Here is a 17889-nt window from a genome sequence, read left to right as displayed (position 1 = left end):
ATCCGATCTATCAGGTAGCCTCTTTTTTTATCATAGAATGTTTTTAAATAAAATAATTTGACAAATCTCAAAAACAAGTCTGTTAAAAATTGTTTAATTTTAGGTATTATCGTTATTGACAATGATTATTAAAAAATAAAGTATGGCTTTTGATATAGACATGATAAAAAAGGTGTATGAGAACTTTAGTAGCCGTATAGAAGCTGCACGTAAAGTTGTTGGCAGACCTTTAACACTTTCAGAGAAAATATTGTACACACACCTGTGGGATGGCAATGCAAAAACAGCGTTCATCCGCGGTACGGACTATGTAGATTTTGCACCAGATAGAGTTGCCATGCAAGATGCAACTGCCCAAATGGCACTATTACAATTTATGCAGGCAGGTCGCCCACAAGTTGCGGTACCTTCTACTGTACATTGCGACCATTTAATCACTGCTAAACTTGGAGCAGATATCGATTTACCTCACGCTAACACGGAGAGTAAAGAAGTATTTGATTTCTTGGCTTCGGTTTCAAATAAATACGGTATAGGTTTCTGGAAACCAGGTGCAGGCATCATTCACCAAGTGGTATTAGAAAATTATGCCTTCCCAGGCGGAATGATGATCGGTACTGATAGTCACACTGTAAATGCAGGTGGTTTAGGTATGGTTGCAATTGGTGTTGGTGGTGCCGATGCTTGTGATGTAATGGCTGGTTTACCTTGGGAGCTTAAATTCCCAAAATTAATTGGTGTTAAATTAACAGGTAAATTAAATGGCTGGACATCTGCTAAAGACGTAATCTTAAAAGTTGCTGGTATTTTAACTGTAAAAGGTGGTACTGGAGCTATTGTAGAATACTTTGGCGATGGAGCTATCAACTTAAGCTGTACTGGTAAAGGTACCATTTGTAACATGGGTGCTGAAATTGGCGCAACCACTTCTACTTTTGGTTACGACGAAAGTATGGAGCGTTATTTACGTGCTACTAATCGTGCTGATGTTGCTGATGCGGCCAATGCTATAAAAGAACACTTAACAGGAGATGATGCTGTTTATGCAGATCCTGAAAAATATTTTGATCAAGTTATTGAAATTAACCTTGATGAATTAGAACCTTATTTGAATGGTCCATTTACGCCAGATTTGGCTACTCCTATTTCTCAAATGAAAGAAGTTGCTGCTGCTAATGGATGGCCATTGAAAGTAGAATGGGGTTTAATTGGTTCTTGTACCAACTCATCTTATGAAGATTTATCTCGTGCTGCATCTATCGCAAAACAAGCAATTGATAAAGGGTTAGGTATTAAAGCTGAGTTTGGTATCAATCCTGGCTCTGAGCAAGTTCGTTACACCGCAGACCGTGATGGTTTATTAGGAACTTTCGAAGATTTAAATGCGACTATCTTCACCAATGCTTGCGGACCATGTATTGGTATGTGGGACAGAACTGGTGCGGAGAAGGCTGAGAAAAATACGATTGTACACTCATTTAACAGAAATTTTGCTAAACGTGCTGATGGTAACCCGAATACTTATGCTTTTGTAACATCTCCAGAAATTGTTGCGGCTATTGCAATTGCAGGAAATTTAGGCTTTAATCCTTTAACTGATACTTTAACTAACGACAAAGGAGAACAAGTAAAATTAGACCCACCAAAGGGTGATGAATTACCAGTAAATGGTTACGCTGTTGAAGATGCAGGTTTTCAAGCTCCGGCAGAAGATGGCTCTAGCGTACAAGTTTTAGTTTCTCCAACTTCACACCGTTTACAGTTATTGGACCCATTTACACCTTGGGAAGGCACTGACTTAAAAGGCTTAAAATTATTAATTAAAGCTAAAGGAAAATGTACTACTGACCATATCTCTATGGCTGGTCCTTGGTTAAAATTCCGTGGCCACCTAGATAACATTTCTAATAACATGTTAATTGGTGCCGTAAATTACTTTAATGATAAAACTGATAACGTTAAAAACGAATTAACAGGCGAATACGGGCCAGTTCCTGCAACACAACGTGATTACAAAGCTGTTGGTTTAGGTTCTGTAGTTGTTGGTGATGAAAATTACGGCGAAGGTTCATCTCGTGAGCACGCTGCAATGGAACCTCGTCATTTAGGTGTTCGTGCCGTATTGGTAAAATCTTTTGCTCGTATTCACGAAACTAACCTTAAAAAACAAGGTATGTTAGGCTTAACATTCGCTGATAAAGAAGATTACAACAAAATACAGGAAGACGATACTATAGATATTTTAGGTTTAACAACTTTTGCTCCGAATGTTCCTTTAGAAATGGTTTTACACCATAAAGATGGCACTAAAGAAAGTATCGTGGTTAACCATAGTTACAATGCACAACAAATTGACTGGTTTAAAGCCGGTGGTGCATTAAATATCATTAGAAGAGAAGCTGCTTTAAAAGCTGCTGGCTTGTAAGAGTTAGAAAGTGCCAATACAAAAAATCCCATTTTGAGTAAAATCAGAATGGGATTTTTATTTGAAAAGCAAAAGCGTGGTTCTTTGGTCAAGAAAGTCCTGCTATTCGTTACAATCTTTTTTGTGCTGTCACCCTGAGCGTAGTCGAAGGGCCGGTGTAACAAAAAAGGATTTTCACTCCTATCAGGTTTAGAAATTAATGCAAACCTAAATTGGCAAAACCTAATCCTCACCAATAAGCGGTTCTTCTGCCAAAAATTTATTAATCTCCTCAACTTCGTTTTCAAAAACATGCAACTGAACTCCGCTAATAGAAATATCAAACACAGGATAAACCAATGCTGCATTTTCGCCAGTTAAAAAACAATTAAACCCACCATCTTTTAACCTTGCCATAACTACGTTCGCTTCCATTGGGTTTTCGTAGGTTTTATAAACAACTATTTTATCTTCCATAGTACAAAGCTAGTTATTTAATCAATCTGCTTTCAAAAAATCCTTCCACCAAAAGCCAGATTCCTTTATGGTTCTTTGTTGTGTCTTAAAATCATTGTAAACCAAACCAAAACGAGCATGATAACCTTCTGCCCATTCAAAATTATCCATTAAAGTCCAGGCCATATAGCCCGTAATATTTACGCCTTCATTTTTAGCTTTAAGCAATGCTGATAGATATAATTTGAAATAGGCTATTCTATCTTCATCCATTACTTTTCCATCCTTTAAAACATCTTTAAATGCGGCACCATTTTCAGTAATCATTATGTTTTTAATTGGATAAGCAGCAAATTGCTTGATGATGTTATAAAAGCTATCCGCATTTATTTCCCAACCCATTGCAGTATAAGGTCTTCTGCGAGATTTAGCTTTAATTTCCCAAGCTTGTATAACAGGAATAAACGCATTGAATTTAACTACCAAAGGGAAATAGTTTTGTAAGCCAATAAAATCGAAATCGAACGTCATTCGTTCATTATGACGCCAAGTAGAATGACTTACTGTAAATTTCTCCAGCACATCCCAATCTGCAGTCGGAAAGCCCATCCCTAAAGTTGGCTCTATAAATAATCGGTTCATTAGACAATCAACTCTTTTTGCCACCAGTATATCGGCATCGCCCTGCGTATATGGAATAATTTCTGAGCAAGAGAAAGTGGTGCCAATATTTGCTTGGCTTACTTCTGCTCGCAATATTCTACCGCCATCTGCTTGGGCAATTGCAGTGTGTTTAACTGCAGAGAAAAAATTCGTTAATCCAGTTTCCCCAGGCGCATGTACGCCCAACATATATCCTAGTGATGTAAAGCCAAAAGGTTCATTAATTACAATCCAGTTTTTAACTTTATCGCCATAAGTTTTCGCACACAACATTACAAACTCGTTAAACTCCGAGTTGATGCTATAAGATGTCCAACCTCCATTTTTTGAAAGTTCTTCGGGCAAATCCCAATGATATAAAGTAACGTATGGCGTAATCCCTTGCGCTAAACATTCATCTATCAAATGGTGATAAAAATTTATTCCTTCTTGATTAACCAACCCTTTACCAAGAGGCAAAATCCTCGACCAAGAAATGGAAAAGCGAAATAATTTGAATCCTAAGGTTTTTACCAGCGCAATATCACTTTTATACTGATGATAAAAATCGCAAGCATTTATTGGCTGATGCCCACTTTTGACCTTACCGGTTCGTTTAGAGAAAGTATCCCAAATAGACATTCCTTTGCCATAAGAATTCGAAGCTCCTTCTATTTGTGTGGCAGCAGTAGCTACTCCCCATAAAAAATCACTCCCAAAATCTGCGGCTTTAAGCATTTAATTCTTTTAACTTTACGAAGATTGAAAATTACTATTAACTTAACATTATCAATAGTTAATTTTGTTTTTTATATACCTATTAAATAATGCGCTGGCTAACTCTCTTACTATTGCTTTTTGCTCTAAATGTGAGTGCTCACAAAATTCCGCCAGTAAATGACGATTTAATAAATGCCATTAACCTATCCAATACAGATGCTTTTTGTTCTTTAGACCAAGCTTACAATAATTTGGAGGCAACATCTAGTTCAAATGGCTCGCCAAGCAATTGGAATGGAACAGTAGGTAAAGATGTTTGGTTTAAATTTACTGCACTAAAATTTGATGTAGCCATAACAGCCAGCGGAAAAGTGAATGCTGCAAGCCCAAATACCTTGGTTAATCCGCTAGTAGCACTTTATACCATAGACCCAATTGCTGGTACGCTAGGCGAAATGCCTAGTACGATGTTAAGCTCTAGCAATGTAACCACCTTAAACAAAGGAGGATTAACCATCGGCCAAGTTTATTACATCAGGATAAGTGCCTCGAATAACAATGAAGGGAGTTTTAAACTTTGTGTAGATAATTTTTTTCCCCCTTTACAACCTGGACAAGATATTGGAACGTTTTCCGTATTGTGCACCATGGAAAAATTTACCCAATTAAATGTTTTTGGAGCTGGAACAAGTAATACAGAAACAGCTGGAACTTGCTTAGGAGTCGAATCAAATTCTGCTTGGTACGGCTGGACAGCGGGAAAAAGTGGGCCATTGATATTTTTAATAACACCAACCGTTACCACAAATGATATTGACTGGGTTTTATATGATTTAGGTCCTGGTGGCACAAGTGCTCAAGTTACTGCCGCAAATGCGATTAGATGCGCCTCTGGAAGCGGGGTTACTTGTACGCCTTCTTATTATATTACTGGGTTAAGCATGACAGAGACTGATTTAACTGAGCAGTCAGGTTGCCCATCTGGCAGGCAACAAAATGGCCTTGTTAAATATGTCGATATGATTGCTGGTCATAATTATGCTTTATTAGTGGATAATTTTTCTGGTGGAAATAATGGTTTCAGTTTAGAATTTGGTGGAAGTACAGAATTTACTGGGCCTACATCAGAAATTCAATTAGAGAAATTAAATTCTTGCACACCTCAACAGACCTATACATTTACAAGTCTTGCTACTAATTACAACACGCTTAAATGGACTTTTGGTGAAGGGGCTAGCATGGCAAACGCAACTGGCGTTGGGCCTTATAACATTACCTATTCTACTTCTGGCGAAAAAACAGTTGTACTAGAAGCAAAAACCGCTGGAGGTTGTAATGTGGTTGGCACGAAAACATTTTTTGTTGCGTTAAAACCAGCACTACCCACCATAACAACAACAACGATAAAATTTTGCCCAGGAAACGAGGTTACTCTAAATACTCCTAAAGTTGATTTTGCCACTTACCATTGGACAGGACCGAATGGTTTTACCTCAACCGACCAGAATGCGAAAGTGAATATAACTGGACCTGAAAATTCTGGAGATTACCAATTATACATCCAAGTTGGAGATTGTTTGAGCGATGTAGCCACAATAAACATACCTTCTATCGACCCAAAACCAGAGGCATTATTTGATATAGTAACCAATAACTTCTGTCAAACTAATTTGAGTTTTACTTTTAAAAACACATCTCTTAATTCAATTAGCCCAGTTTGGAATTTTGGTTCAGGCACAACAATTACAACGGCTCCAAATGGAGATAAAACCGTAATATATTCAACTGATGGAACAAAAAGCATTACCTTAACAGTTCGAAGCCCAAGTGGTTGCATTTCTACAATTATCAAAACATTATTAGTTGAACTTAGACCTGCTCCTCCAGTTATCACATCAAATGGAACTAAATTTTGTCCAGGAGATATTTTGCAATTAAATGCTAATACCGTTAATTCGGCTACCTATAATTGGTCTGGGCCAAACGGATTTACCTCTACTTTGCAAAACCCACAAGTAAATATTACTGGTCCAGAAAATGCTGGAGACTATAAATTATTTGTGCAAGTTGGTTCTTGTTCTAGCGATGTCGTTATTTTCAATTTACCAGTGGTAGATGCCAAGCCGATAGCAGATTTTGATATCGTAATTAACAATCCTTGTTTAGACAATCAGAGTTTCACTTTTGTAAATAAATCTTTAAATACAACGGGAGCATCTTGGGATTTTGGGACTGGGGTTTCATTTACAACACCTGCTGCAAATGGCAATACAAACGTTTTTTATGCAACTCCTGGTTTAAAGGAAATTACTTTAACAGCTACCACTCCAAACGGTTGTCCGTCAGTAATAAAGAAAACGATTGACGTTCAGCTTAAACCACTAAGGCCAGACATCATTGCAAATCAAATCAAATTTTGTTTAGGAGATATCTTACAATTTTCTGTTCAGGAATTTGATGGTTTGACTTACGAATGGATTGGGCCAAATGGCTTTACAGCTTCTACTTCGTCCATAGAAATTCCTATTAACAGCTATGACCAAGCTGGAACTTATTTTGTAAGCACAAAAATTGGCAATTGTAAAAGTGATATTGTTTCTATTAAAATTCCACCTATAGCTAAAGTTCCTGTTGCTATATTTTACACAGACCCAAAAATTATAGGAAAATATGAAGCTCCATTACCGATAGTTTTCAGTAATTATTCGAAAGACGCTGATAGTTATTTGTGGGATTTTGGCGATGGTACAACTTCAACGGCAACTAACCCAACACACACCTTTACACAAAACGGTGTTTACAAAATTACATTAACAGCTTTTGCGGAAGAAGGTTGTTCGCATTCTTTAACAATGGGAGATTTAATTTTAAAAGATGCTTCCCTCTTTGTTCCAAATGCTTTTTCTCCCAATGGAGATGGGATAAATGATGTGCTAAACGTAACCATTCTAAATTTAAAAAAGTACCAGTTATTCATTTATAATCGTTTTGGCGAAAACGTGTTTCAAACTACAGATATTTTTAACAACTGGGACGGGAAATACAAAAATAAAGAGGTGAGTGTGGGTACCTACTATTATGTAATTATGGGCAAAACAGTTAGCAATAAAGATGTAAAATATACTGGTTCTGTTACCTTAATTAGGTAATTTTATCAACCTAAAATTATAACAATTGAAAATAACACTACTCGCTGTTGGCAAAACCGAAGACAAATATTTGATTGAAGGAATAGAAAAGTATTTGAATAGATTGAAACATTATATCAATTTCAATATTGTTATTATACCTGATATTAAGAATACTAAAAATTTAACCGAAGCCCAACAAAAAACAAGAGAAGCAGAATTCATAGCAAAACAGATCAATCCCACAGATGTGGTTGTTTTATTAGATGAAAAAGGCAAAAAGCATAGCTCTGTTTCTTTTTCTGAATATTTGAACAAACAAATGATTGGAAGTGTGCAAAACCTAGTATTTATAATTGGTGGTCCCTATGGTTTTGATGAAAGCATTTACAAAAGGTCAAACACAAGCATTTCACTTTCAGACATGACTTTCTCACACCAAATGGTGAGGCTGTTTTTTGTAGAGCAATTATATAGGGCATTTACCATTTTAAAGAACGAACCTTATCATCATGCTTAAAAAACTTTCGCTTTAGAAATTACGTTATGGAATAATAAGCCACTAAACATCATAAATAAAAAGGAGGAATCATGGTCCCAGATTATAAAAGAAAGTATCGTTTCAAATCAGATACATCAAAAGAACAAAAATATATTAGAATTGCCATTTGGATTTCTGTAATTATAATTGTGGCACTAGCAATCTTAATGTACAGACCATTTGGTCGTTAAAGCAAAAAACACCAGTTTCTTATTTTGAAACTGGTGTTTTAAAGTTGTTTTAGATTATTTTAAACTCCTTTTTTGCTAGTCATACTTGCTTTTTTAGCAGGTGCTGATTTTGCGGTTGGCGCTTTAGCATTTGTTGGTTTTGCTTTTGGAGCAGCTTTTGGCTTAACTTCCAAATCTCCTTTAACACCTTCTTCCTCTGTGCCTGGAGCTGCCTCAGTAAATAATGGCATATCTTTAATGATGTGATACCAAGTCAATATCTTCTTCATATCAGAAGCGTAAACTTTTTCTTGATCATGGCTAGGAGCAACTTCAACGAAGAAACTTCTTAACACGTTATTGTCAGCTTTAGCATCTGGAGCAGTCGCTTTTTTAGCATCAATATTTGTTAAAACATCAATTAACTTCAAATCCTCATCTTCACCATAAATGGTAATATCTTCTAACGATGCTAGTTTAGTATTAGAAATATTTGCAACAATCTTTAATTTTTGCGCATCTAAGCTTTCTAAAACGTAACCACCTTTATTTTGTCCAACAAGTTTAAATAAACCTGGTCTGCCAGAAACGGCAACAATTCCTCTTAAATTCATATGTCTATTTTCGTATTGAGTAATGCGTATTGCGTAATGCGATTGAACTCAATACGCTGTACGCAATACTCTATACTAATTAATCTTCTAAAACTTCAACAGTCAAGATTTTATCACCTTGTCTAATATCGTCTACAATATCTACATTTTCTATCACCTTACCAAAAACAGTATGTACACCGTCTAAGTGAGCTGTATTTGCTCTGCTATGGCAGATAAAGAACTGACTTCCACCAGTGTTTCTACCAGCATGTGCCATAGATAAAACACCACGATCATGATATTGGTTTCCACCACTTGTTTCGCAATCAATTTTGTAACCAGGACCTCCAGTACCAGCCATACCAGTTGCACCATCTTTAGAGTTAGGACAACCACCTTGAACCATAAAATTAGGAATTACACGGTGAAACGCGATTCCATCATAAAAGCCTTCGCTAGCTAATTTTTTAAAATTGGCAACTGCTTTAGGAGCATCGTTATCATAGAACTCAACAGTCATGTCACCTTTTTCGGTTTTTATTATTGCTTTACTCATTGTATATTTTTCTTTGAAATGTTTTTAATGGTTAGCAACTAGCATTTTTCTTTTAACAATTAACCGTTAATAGTTCTAGTTTGCGGGGAGCAAATTTAACAATTTGAAATGATTAGCTATAGTATTACGGTATATTTCCTGTCAAGAAATTATAAATCTATATCAATTGCTTTAATTTAACGTTTTAAAGAACGTAAATATTTTTAAATGGCCTGCAAAAAATATACATTCGTAATAAGCATCAAATTATGTTTCTGAAAAAATATATTTTATTATTTACAATTCTCCTCCTTTCTGTAGTGGCAAAGGCTTCATCTATCTTAATTTACATGGATGAAGGTCAGAAAAACCACTTAAAGGCTTATGGCATTGCCTATTGGAGCATTAAACAGCAAGCAGACGTAGACTGGCTTTTAAATTACCGAGGCGGAAGTTTCTTAGTTAAATATGCTAAGGTTGTTGAAGATGAATGTAAGGTTCGCGGTGTTTCTTATGAGATTTTAGCAGACGGGAAAGTGAATGCGATTCTAAATGAAATCAATAATCCTGATGTAAATATGGAAATGGTAAAATTGGAGAAAACTCCCAAAATTGCCGTTTATTCTCCCAAAAGTAAGTTGCCGTGGGATGATGCTGTAACGTTGGTATTAACCTATGCCGAAATTCCTTACGATATTATTTACGATGATGAAATTTTAAAAGACAAATTAACCAGTTACGACTGGTTGCACTTACACCATGAAGATTTTACTGGCCAATATGGGCGCTTTTGGAGTTCTTTTAGAAATGCAACCTGGTACCGAGAAGATGTAAAATATCAAGAAGCGGCAGCCAAAAGAAATGGATTTAAGAAAGTTTCTGAAATGAAACTGGCAGTAGCTAAACACATTAAAGAATTTTGCGCTGGCGGAGGCTTTCTTTTTGCCATGTGTTCTGGAACAGATAGCTTTGATATTGCACTTGCAGCAGAAGGTATAGACATAGCAGAAAGTATGTTTGATGGTGATGGAACTGATGTTAATGCACAACAAAAGTTAGACTATAGCAAAAGTGTTGCCTTTAAGGATTTTAGATTAGACATGAATCCTGAACGATATGAATTTTCGGATATAGATGCAACCCAAACTAGAAATTTTAACGAAAGCAATGACTACTTTACCTTATTCGATTTTTCTGCGAAATGGGATTTAGTCCCTACCATGCTTACCCAAGACCACGACAAAGTGATTAAGGGTTTTATGGGCCAAACTACTGCTTTTAAAAAGAATTTAGTTAAACCTAACGTTACGGTTTTAGGAGAGAATAAAGGTGGTAATGAAGTCCGTTATTTACATGGTGAAATAGGCAAAGGGCAATTTACTTTTTATGGTGGTCACGACCCAGAAGACTACCAACATCAAGTAAACGACCCACCAACAGATTTAAGCCTACACCCAAATTCTGCAGGGTATCGTTTGATATTAAATAATGTTTTATTCCCTGCTGCAAAGAAGAAACCACAGAAGACTTAGTCTTGAGTCGGTAGTAATGAGCCAAAAGTCTTAGGCATATTCGAACCTATTTGCACCATACAACATTAATAGCTGCACTAATTTGCAAATTAAACCGGATTGAAACGGAAATCCTTTTTACAAGCCTTCTTCAGGCGTAAAAAGATTGAAGTGCAAAGCCGGACTAACCTTAATTTCAGCAGGAATTTGCTTTTCAAATCTTCTACAAGCCCAGACAGACAGTAGGTTTGTTAATCGTAAAAATTCCAACTTACGCCAAACTTCAATAACCTATCTGGCATTGGATATTTGTTTACGGTATAAAAACCTCCATTAAACAACCCTTGATTAACATAGTCGTATTTTAAGAATAAATTCGCCCTGCGCAATCCAGCTTTAACCCAAACATCAACCACTGGTTTTGTTCCCAAAGCTATAGCATCGCCATTATAAAACTGACTAGCCGCGGGAGAGTAAGAAAGATTATTATAAGGCGTGTTATATCTCACGTCGATACCTATTTGCGTTTTGAACACCTTAAAGAAGGTTTGGTCTTTGTACAAACTATTAAAAGTATAAACTTCAGGAGTTCTCAAGATATTTTTGCTGTCAGTTTTTTGATAAACAACATAAGCATCTAGGTGAAAGCTTTTGTAAGTAAACTTTTTACCTGCGCTTATTTTAAGCAAATTGATATCTCCGCTTTTTTGTGTTGGAATAATACCATTAGAACCATTTTGTGCGAAATATAGATAATCTGTAATGAGATAATAATTTACAGCTGCATCAAACTTGTATTTATCATTCACATAACCGAAAGACGCACTAGCGGTTTTTGTTCTATCTAGAACACTTGTTAAATTCCATCTATAATGATTGCCGTAATATCTTCTAAAAACTTCTTCTGGTGATTTATTCTGCAGGTAAGCTCCTAAAGTAATTCGGCCAAATTTATTGCTTAGTAAAAGATTACTCTTGGCTTCGTACATAAAATCACCAGCATTTTCTCCTTGAAAAATCTGTTGAACATCTAAATTTAAATCTAAACGATTGCTAAATCTATAACCTAAAGTTCCCAACAAGGTAATGTTCTGAAATGCTGAAGTATGGTCGTAATATTTAGTTGTATCTCTTAATAGACCGTATTGTTTATAATCGTAAAAATCATGTCTAATACCTGCATCAATTTTCAATTCATTTTTAATAAATGAACTGCCTTTTGCTCGCAAAAAGAAACTATAAACAAATTCATTTTGTACGTGCATCACGTTGGTAGAGTCGTTAGTAAAAATATCATCCACTAAACCTTTTGGCAAAACATTGTAAGCATCATCCTCATCCTTTTTAAAGGAATATGCATTTTTTGCATAGGTTAAGGTGTAGGTAATCTTATTTGTAGGTAATATGTTCTGGGCTGTGCTTACTCCTGTACTGTCTATTCTACCAACAAAATAAGTTTGTTTTAACATCAAGGATGTTTTTCTAAATAGCTGTTTTGCGGTTCTTAAACGAGTAGGTTCCGCTAATTTATCTACCAATGTTTCTCCAGTAGGCTCAAAAATACCTTCTTTTAATATTGACCCATTTTCTTGTGCCTTCAACGTATTAAAGACAGCGTCTGCCCAAAGGTTATATCTTTTGTTTGTAGATTGGTACCATGTAAAAACCGAAGCATTTAAATCATCTCCTCTTTGATGGAAGTAATCTCCATTTGCCCCTATACGATTAAATTGAGCTCCTGCATTCCAGTTTTTCTTGATATTTTGGGTATGCAAAAGCTGTAAAACTTGTTCTTTATCAGAACCACTTACATAATACAATCTTGTAAACGGGGAGCGAGCTTGATAAAATCTAATGTCATCATGGTTTAACGTGTAAAAATCTAGAGCGTGAAAACCAGCATCGAACCCTATTGTTCTTGAGGGCTCAAATAACATTGATGTTGCAGCTAAACCTAAAAGCCCAGTTCCAACAGTTGGTCTGCGAGGTTGAGCAATTGGACTAAAATTCTGAATTCCAGTTAAGCCCGTGTCAATAGGAATTGTCCTGATGCTGTCTTTAGTTAATTTATAAGAGGTGTACCTAACAAATTTCGAATTGAAAACTACAGAATCTGCACCACCTTCTTCCTTTTTCCTTAAGGAATCTAAGTCTTTATTGTTATTGATATTAGTTTTTAAATCTTGCGCAAAAGAATTTGCAAAGCAAAAAACCAAAAGACAAAATGTGATGGATGCAATTATTTTACGCATTATAATGTAGCAATAAGCTGGCTAAGGATTTGTGTCATTTTTGGTTCTGCTTGTGCGGCAGTTTCTAAAATCTCTTCTAAATTAAAGGGTTGTAAGTCTTCAGGGAAGCCTTCATCAGTTAAAACCGAAATAGCGAAAACTGGTAATCCCATGTGGTTTGCCACAATAATTTCTGGTACAGTGCTCATTCCAACTGCATCTCCACCAATAATTCTTAAATATTTGTACTCTGCCTTGGTTTCTAAATTTGGGCCCGTTACAGCACAGTAAACGCCTTGGTGACAAGTTATATTTTCTGCTTTGGCAATTTCTAATCCTTCGGCAATTAAGTTACGATTATAAGGCTGGCTCATGTCTGGAAAACGAGGACCTAAATCTGAATCGTTTAAACCACGAAGCGGACTTTCTGGTTGCAAGTTGATATGGTCATTGATAATCATCAAATCACCTTTTTTAAATGCTGGATTTAATGAACCGGCAGCATTGGAAACAAATAAGGTTTTGATACCTAAAGCATTTAAAACCCTTATTGGAAAAGTAATTTGTTGCATCGAATAACCTTCGTAATAGTGCAATCTGCCTTGCATGGCGACTACTTTTTTACCTTTTAAAGTTCCGAAGATTAACTTGCCTGAATGAAATTCTAATGTAGAAATTGGAAAGTTAGGAATGCTTGAATACATAATACTATGCACAACTTCAATATCTTTCACTAAACCACCAAGTCCTGTACCCAATACAATTCCAACTTCAGGCTCAAACTCTCCTATTTTACGTTTTAGATACTCAACTGATTCTTTTATGGTTTGCAACATAGTCTAATATATTTTTATCAAAGGTAAATTTATCTTTTGGCGCCAATTCTATTTCAATTGGAAGATAGTATATCGGCAAATTTAACAGTAAATCTTTTAAATTATCACCTAATAAACGTTGACTATCCTTTTCTGTTGTAATTATGATTTTTTCTTTAGCAGGATGTTCGTTAAACGCCTTTTTTAACTGATTAATATTTTCTACTGTAAATTGATGATGGTCTGGATATTCGAATTGATGGAGGTTTGGCGAAATCTGCTCCAAATAACCTTTTAATGGCTTCGTATTAGCAATTCCTGTAATCAAGAAAATCTGAAAATTAGCGATGTTAGCCTTAATTTCTTTGGTAAGTACTTGCGTAAGTTCTCCGTACTTAATAGATGAAAAAGATATACGCTGGTCAATTCTAGTGTCTATTTTTCTTCGTACCTCAATTTGGTCCACCATATTTAAAGGCAGTGGCGTTTTGGTTACCAATACAGCTTGTGCCCTATCATAATTGCGCCAAGGTTCTCTTAAATTACCTGCTGGCAGCATAAATTGAAACTTCTTGGTGCTGGCATAATCAAAAAGCAACAAGTTAAAGCCAGCTTTTACAGCTCTGTGCTGATACGCATCATCGAGCAAAATCACATCATGACTATTCTTTAGTTGATTGATTCCAAAAACCCTATCCTCACAAACCGCAACTGTGATGTTTGTAAATTTTTGGAAGTATTGCATGGGTTCATCACCTATTGTTTTCGCTGTTGAGCTTTTATCCGCCAGTAAAAAACCTTTTGTTTCGCGGCCATATCCCCTACTTAAAATAGCTATTTTATAATCTGCCAAAAGCCTAACTAAATATTCTGTTGTGGGAGTTTTCCCAGCACCACCAACTACTAAATTACCAATGCAAATTACAGGCAAGTCGAATTTAGTAGATTTAAAAATGCCCCAATCATATAGTTTATTCCTTAACAGGATGATGAAACCATAAATTACAGAAAAAGGTAGCAGGAAAAGTCGTAGGTATTTAATCATTTAGGTTTCAAAAATAAGGATTATTTAAAAAACAAAGGAATTATGAAGTTAAGTTAGCTATTGCTATAATTTAAAAATTCATTAATATTGGTGAAGCAATTAAAAACCTAAAACGATGAAACAGCTCTTCTTCATTATACTCACTGTGTTATCATTTAAAGCATATGGGCAAAAACCATATCAATTACAAGGTAGTGAAGTGCTAACTGGTAAAGAGATTATTTTCAAAACTGGAATTGCAGAATTAGAAAAAAGCAGTGATGAGGCATTGCAAATTGTAAAACTTTACCTTGTTGATAAGCCCTATATTTCTTTACTAAGGGTTGAATCTCATACCGATAACGCAACCCCAAATGCTCAAAATTTATCGGAGAAAAGAGCATTGGCTATTTGCAAAAGGCTTGTTGAATTGGGTGTGGATTGCAAAAGACTTATTGCAACTGGCTTTGGGGCAAATAAACCTATTGCAGATAATTCTACACCTGTAGGCAAAGTTCAAAATAGAAGGATTAATTTCATTAATGTTGCCATAAAAGATAGGGTTATTGGCGGCTTGCCAACTAATGGCGGTGGCGTAGTTGCTGGAGATGTTTGCAAAAACTAAGCTAGTGTGTAATGTATCAAATAATACTGTTTTAAACTAGCGAGTAAATGGTCTCCTACTCGAATGGCGTATTCTTAATATCCTAATCTCCTTTTGTAATTGCCTATAAGAAATCCTGTAGCTATCAATTTCAAAAGCATAAAAATTTCCGTCATTTGCCTGTTTAAGTCTATCGAGTTGATATATTTCTATTTTTTGAGGTAATGATTTAATTTTTGAGAGAACTTTCTTTTCTAGTTTTTCAGCATAATCGACTGAATCATTCTCTTCCAAATATTGGATAATATCGAATAACTGTTTAATGGCAAGCCTACTCCATTTAATTTCCATTAAATAGCTTTCCTTCTTTGTTCAAAAAGCTTTTCAACATCACTATGGGAAACGTAATTTCCTGCTTCAATTTCAGAATCGGCAACAGCTATTTCCTTATTATATTGACTTAAAAAAGCATTATTAATTTGCTCTTCATTTTCAATATTTGCTTGATAATTATATCTCAAACTTTCTAGAAAAGCTAATAAAACCTTTTCTTCTTGCTCGTTTTGTGTATTTACCAATATGCTCATAAACAAATTTAATAAAATATGTCAACAATTTCATCCCATTTCCGTCACTAATCTTACATAATTATTGACTTGTCTAAATTCAAAAAACCTATCTTTGCGCAAACAAGAATTTAATTTATGCTTAAAGGATTTTTTAACGTACCAGCACCTGTTAACGAGACCATTTTGGGTTATGCACCAGGAAGCAAAGAACGCGAATTATTAAAAGAAGCATTGGCTGATAGTCGCTCAAAAGTGATTGAAATTCCAATGTATATTGGCGGAGAAGAAGTTTTTACTGAAGAAAAAGGAAAAATTACTCCTCCACATGACCACCAACATTTACTAGCTAATTACAGTAAAGGAAACAAAAACCATGTTAGCCAAGCAATTGATGCTGCCTTAGCTGCAAAAGCAGATTGGGAAAATTTAGCATGGGAACATAGAGCTGCGATTTTCTTAAAAGCGGCCGATTTAATTGCTGGTCCTTATCGTTATAAATTAAATGCTGCAACCATGTTGGGGCAAAGCAAAAATGCATATCAGGCAGAAATCGATTCGGCTTGTGAATTGATTGACTTTCTACGTTTCAACGTAGAATACATGTCGCAGATTTACAAACAACAACCTCCAGTTTCACCTCGTGGTAGTTGGAATAGATTAGAGCAACGCCCGTTAGAAGGATTTGTTTTCGCTTTAACTCCATTTAACTTTACTGCAATTGCAGGAAATTTACCTACTTCTGCTGCTATGATGGGCAATGTTGTAGTTTGGAAACCAGCAAACACTCAAATTTTTGCAGCTAATGTTTTAATGCAAATTTTCCGCGAAGCGGGATTACCTGATGGTGTAATTAATTTAGTGTATGTTTCTGGTCCAGATGCTGGAGATGTAATTTTCTCTCACCCAGATTTTGCAGGAATTCACTTTACAGGCTCTACTGGTGTATTTCAAGACATTTGGAAAACAATTGGAAATAACATTCATAAATTTAAAACATACCCTAGAATTGTTGGCGAAACTGGAGGTAAAGATTTTATCTTAATCCACGGCTCTGCAGATGCTGAAGTTTCTAGCACAGCAATTATTCGTGGCGCTTTCGAATATCAAGGTCAAAAATGTTCTGCAGCAAGTAGAGTTTACATTGCAAAAAGTGTTTGGCCAGAAGTTAAGAAATTCATGCAACGCGATTTGGCTACATTCAAAATGGGCGGAACAGAAGATTTCAGTAATTTCATTAATGCAGTTATTGATGAGAAATCATTTAACAGCTTAGCTAAATATATTGATGCTGCCAAACAAGATAAAGGCGTAGAAATTATTGCTGGTGGAAATTACGATAAGACTAAAGGTTATTTCATTGAACCAACTGTTTTAGTAGTTGATGACCCGAAATATACTACCATGTGCGAAGAGCTTTTCGGTCCCGTTTTAACCATTTTTGTATACGATGATAAGGATTTCGATAAAACTTTAGATATTATTGACAGCACTTCTATTTATGCTTTAACTGGTGCCGTAATTGGTCAAGACAGATACGCTTTGGAAAAAGCTACTCAACGTTTACGTAACGCTGCTGGTAATTTTTACATCAACGATAAATGTACAGGAGCAGTCGTTGGTCAACAGCCTTTTGGTGGCGCAAGAGGAAGCGGTACAAATGATAAAGCTGGTTCGATGATTAACCTGTTGCGTTGGGTTTCTCCAAGAACAATTAAGGAAACATTTGACCCACCTAAAGATTATCGCTACCCATTTTTAGCTGAGTAATTAACTTATTATAAAATAAAAAGCCGTCCTGATTCTTGCAATGCCCCCAAAAGTTTAGACACTTTATGGGGGCATTTTTATGCATTTCTTTTTTTTGAAAAGCAAATTCAGTAATTCTATTAAGCAAGTCCTGCCAATGCTACTCCCGATAAATCGGGATTCGCGTATGTCAGCCT

16 protein-coding genes are annotated in these 17889 nt (G+C 35.7%); 7 read left to right on the top strand and 9 right to left on the bottom strand.

What is annotated here, in order from left to right; all coding sequences use genetic code 11:
• Positions 1 to 142: 142 nt before the first annotated feature.
• Positions 143 to 2425 (top strand): aconitate hydratase, encoded by a 2283-nt coding sequence (locus R2Q59_RS18780; RefSeq protein WP_316786883.1) that lies wholly within the window; start codon positions 143 to 145, stop codon positions 2423 to 2425.
• A 222-nt stretch (positions 2426 to 2647) separates the two neighbouring features.
• Here R2Q59_RS18780 and R2Q59_RS18775 read toward each other — a convergent pair whose 3' ends face one another.
• Both R2Q59_RS18775 and R2Q59_RS18770 read right to left on the bottom strand, forming a co-directional pair.
• Complete coding sequence (locus R2Q59_RS18775) at positions 2648 to 2881, bottom strand: DUF2007 domain-containing protein (RefSeq protein ID WP_316771668.1); 234 nt, start codon at positions 2879 to 2881, stop codon at positions 2648 to 2650.
• A 21-nt stretch (positions 2882 to 2902) separates the two neighbouring features.
• A complete protein-coding gene (locus R2Q59_RS18770; RefSeq protein ID WP_316786881.1) occupies positions 2903 to 4240 on the bottom strand; it encodes a GH1 family beta-glucosidase in 1338 nt (445 codons plus the stop codon).
• 89 nt (positions 4241 to 4329) lie between these two features.
• On the opposite strand from R2Q59_RS18770, the gene R2Q59_RS18765 reads away from it, so the two are divergent.
• The 3 genes from R2Q59_RS18765 to R2Q59_RS18755 all read left to right on the top strand — a co-directional run bounded on the left by R2Q59_RS18765 (position 4330) and on the right by R2Q59_RS18755 (position 8082).
• Positions 4330 to 7371: a PKD domain-containing protein gene (locus tag R2Q59_RS18765; RefSeq protein WP_316786880.1), complete on the top strand. Its 3042-nt coding sequence runs from the start codon at positions 4330 to 4332 to the stop codon at positions 7369 to 7371.
• Positions 7372 to 7396: 25 nt separating this feature from the next.
• Complete coding sequence (rlmH, locus tag R2Q59_RS18760; RefSeq protein ID WP_316771662.1) at positions 7397 to 7870, top strand: 23S rRNA (pseudouridine(1915)-N(3))-methyltransferase RlmH; 474 nt, start codon at positions 7397 to 7399, stop codon at positions 7868 to 7870.
• Between the two features lie 71 nt (positions 7871 to 7941).
• Complete coding sequence (locus tag R2Q59_RS18755) at positions 7942 to 8082, top strand: hypothetical protein (protein ID WP_316786878.1); 141 nt, start codon at positions 7942 to 7944, stop codon at positions 8080 to 8082.
• Positions 8083 to 8141: 59 nt separating this feature from the next.
• Here R2Q59_RS18755 and R2Q59_RS18750 read toward each other — a convergent pair whose 3' ends face one another.
• Together R2Q59_RS18750 and R2Q59_RS18745 are read right to left on the bottom strand one after the other, a co-directional pair.
• A complete protein-coding gene (locus R2Q59_RS18750) occupies positions 8142 to 8675 on the bottom strand; it encodes a DUF5606 domain-containing protein (protein WP_316771660.1) in 534 nt (177 codons plus the stop codon).
• Between the two features lie 79 nt (positions 8676 to 8754).
• Positions 8755 to 9213: a peptidylprolyl isomerase gene (locus tag R2Q59_RS18745; RefSeq protein ID WP_316771659.1), complete on the bottom strand. Its 459-nt coding sequence runs from the start codon at positions 9211 to 9213 to the stop codon at positions 8755 to 8757.
• A gap of 248 nt (positions 9214 to 9461) precedes the next feature.
• Between R2Q59_RS18745 and R2Q59_RS18740 the strand changes: the two genes are divergently transcribed.
• Positions 9462 to 10724, top strand: coding sequence for an asparagine synthetase B (locus tag R2Q59_RS18740; RefSeq protein WP_410478925.1), 1263 nt, complete (start codon positions 9462 to 9464; stop codon positions 10722 to 10724).
• 230 nt (positions 10725 to 10954) lie between these two features.
• Here the strand turns inward: R2Q59_RS18740 and R2Q59_RS18735 are convergent, their stop codons facing one another.
• The 3 genes from R2Q59_RS18735 to lpxK are packed head-to-tail and all read right to left on the bottom strand — an operon-like array spanning position 10955 to position 14794.
• Positions 10955 to 12955: a putative porin gene (locus R2Q59_RS18735; protein ID WP_316771655.1), complete on the bottom strand. Its 2001-nt coding sequence runs from the start codon at positions 12953 to 12955 to the stop codon at positions 10955 to 10957.
• Positions 12955 to 13770, bottom strand: coding sequence for a purine-nucleoside phosphorylase (locus R2Q59_RS18730; RefSeq protein ID WP_316786876.1), 816 nt, complete (start codon positions 13768 to 13770; stop codon positions 12955 to 12957). The genes R2Q59_RS18735 and R2Q59_RS18730 overlap by 1 nt, the downstream gene beginning before the upstream one ends.
• Positions 13742 to 14794 (bottom strand): tetraacyldisaccharide 4'-kinase, encoded by a 1053-nt coding sequence (lpxK, locus tag R2Q59_RS18725; RefSeq protein ID WP_316786874.1) that lies wholly within the window; start codon positions 14792 to 14794, stop codon positions 13742 to 13744. Before lpxK ends, R2Q59_RS18730 begins: the two co-directional genes overlap by 29 nt.
• Positions 14795 to 14909: 115 nt before the next feature.
• On the opposite strand from lpxK, the gene R2Q59_RS18720 reads away from it, so the two are divergent.
• Entirely contained in the window at positions 14910 to 15398 is a 489-nt protein-coding gene (locus R2Q59_RS18720) for an OmpA family protein (RefSeq protein WP_316786872.1), read from the top strand.
• A 36-nt stretch (positions 15399 to 15434) separates the two neighbouring features.
• Here R2Q59_RS18720 and R2Q59_RS18715 read toward each other — a convergent pair whose 3' ends face one another.
• Positions 15435 to 15728 carry a type II toxin-antitoxin system RelE/ParE family toxin gene (locus R2Q59_RS18715; RefSeq protein WP_316786870.1) on the bottom strand — a complete coding sequence of 98 codons (294 nt, stop codon included), beginning with the start codon at positions 15726 to 15728 and terminating at the stop codon, positions 15435 to 15437.
• Entirely contained in the window at positions 15728 to 15964 is a 237-nt protein-coding gene (locus R2Q59_RS18710) for a hypothetical protein (protein WP_316771645.1), read from the bottom strand. The genes R2Q59_RS18715 and R2Q59_RS18710 overlap by 1 nt, the downstream gene beginning before the upstream one ends.
• A 117-nt stretch (positions 15965 to 16081) precedes the next feature.
• Here R2Q59_RS18710 and pruA point away from each other — a divergent pair, with 117 nt between their 5' ends.
• The gene (gene pruA / locus R2Q59_RS18705; protein ID WP_316786868.1) at positions 16082 to 17713 is read left to right on the top strand and encodes an L-glutamate gamma-semialdehyde dehydrogenase; all 1632 of its coding nucleotides are present in this window, start codon (positions 16082 to 16084) and stop codon (positions 17711 to 17713) included.
• Positions 17714 to 17889: the final 176 nt, after the last annotated feature.

The organism is Pedobacter frigiditerrae, assembly GCF_032678705.1.
Classification (GTDB): domain Bacteria; phylum Bacteroidota; class Bacteroidia; order Sphingobacteriales; family Sphingobacteriaceae; genus Pedobacter; species Pedobacter frigiditerrae_A.
Note: the sequence above shows the minus strand (reverse complement) of the source record. Positions and strands in the feature narration are given on the sequence as shown.